The organism is Cryobacterium sp. MLB-32 (assembly GCF_000738085.1).
In the GTDB taxonomy this organism is placed as follows: domain Bacteria; phylum Actinomycetota; class Actinomycetes; order Actinomycetales; family Microbacteriaceae; genus Cryobacterium.
Window position 1 is genome coordinate 1 of the sequence record NZ_JPRS01000541.1, and the last position, 863, is coordinate 863.

Consider the following 863-nt stretch of genomic DNA (forward strand, 5'->3'; position numbering starts at 1 on the left):
CCAAGAGCAATGCCGACGGAATGCCGGGAGCGCCGTTCAGCTTGTGCACTTTACTCAGATCAACGACACGTGCAACCACCTGCACCTCGACGTCGCATACACCCACGATCCGGTGACCGTTGGATAACGCCAGGACTCAGTACCTCGCGACCTCATCGATAACCTCGCCGATAAAGTCGGATCTCCGTTCGATCCCATCGTCAAAGTTGTTTGGCACGGCGTCTCCGACTGCGCAGAACGCAGGCGGCTTGGGAGCGGTGAGAGGCGTTCAAAGACCGGACAGTGGCGGGCGCGTCCACGCGCAGAAATCTAGGAGCGTGGAGCCGCCACGCGGCACTGTTCACAGGACATTTGTTGTGACCTTTCCGGCCGGTCATCGTAGCTCGCTCCGCGCCTTCGTTCCCAGATTCACGGACGCGGTCGCACGCTCCCTTATTTCGCCCGAGATTCTGGGCACTACGGCTCTCCCGCTCGCTATCGATTTCTCTCGCCGGAAGGTACAAAAAACAGTTGGTCGAGGGAGAAACCAATGACACACACGCCGAACATGCAAAACCCGCACCAGTCCCGCAATCCACAGTCACCCCCGCAAGCACGTGAATCGATCACCGCGAAGGAAAACACCATGAAGACCACAACTCGGCAGCTCCGCGCACTGCGCATCACCCACCAGGAGGCGACGACCTGCACCATCGACAAGACAGATACAGTCACGTCCATTCAGAACGCAATCGGCTGCAACAACTTCGACGTGGTCAGCCTCGAAGACGACATCGACCTCTTCGTAGATGATGAGGGAGCCATCAACGGTTCCCCACTCAACCTCGGGCTAACCATCATCGCTCATGCCCTAGGAACCCCGG

General features: G+C 58.6%; 1 protein-coding gene. It reads left to right on the top strand.

Annotated features, from left to right (window positions below; genetic code table 11):
- Positions 1-625: 625 nt before the first annotated feature.
- The coding region (locus JF66_RS19840; protein WP_197059512.1) for a DUF3846 domain-containing protein at positions 626-863 on the top strand (238 nt) is incomplete at its 3' end.